The following is a 508-nucleotide window of genomic DNA, read 5'->3' on the forward strand; positions in this document are numbered from 1 at the left end:
ATACCCCAATAGTATCGATTTCACGCGCTAGCCGTGCGTTAAAGGATATGGTTGAAATGGGGGTGATCAGAGCGGATAAAGAGTGGCAGGTTTGGGATAAAGAAGCTGGATGTTGGATTGATAAATACTTTGAAGCCACTCCTTTGTTCTTCCAAATGGTAGGGGTCACGCCAGAACGCCTTGAAAAAGAGCGCAACAAGCGTCTTGGTTACTTGAAGCATCAAGCTATTGAGAGCGGCATGACTCCTGAGCAGGTTGGGCGCATGTCCATCACTCAACTGAAAGCACAAAATCAACTCCAGTGGCGTAAGAGAGCTTTTGAGCGTAGAGCCAAGGAGCAGGCACGCAAGAAGATGCAACGCCAACTTGAAGGTAAAACTCGAGAGCAACAACGTAACATCGCTCAAGCATCATTACTTAATACACTGTCTCATGATGAACTTAGAAACATGAGCCTTGAGCAATACAAAGACCTGGTAAACCAAAACATTGCAATGCAAAGGAAATT

Annotated in this window: 1 protein-coding gene; it reads left to right on the forward strand. The window is 45.3% G+C overall.

Features of this window, described 5'->3' with window-relative positions:
- Nucleotides 1-56 precede the first annotated feature (56 nt).
- Nucleotides 57-508: plasmid replication initiator RepA (gene repA / locus R7093_RS28400; RefSeq protein WP_318147432.1), on the forward strand; the 452-nt coding region annotated here is incomplete at its 3' end.

This window comes from Vibrio sp. 1580 (genome assembly GCF_033340055.1).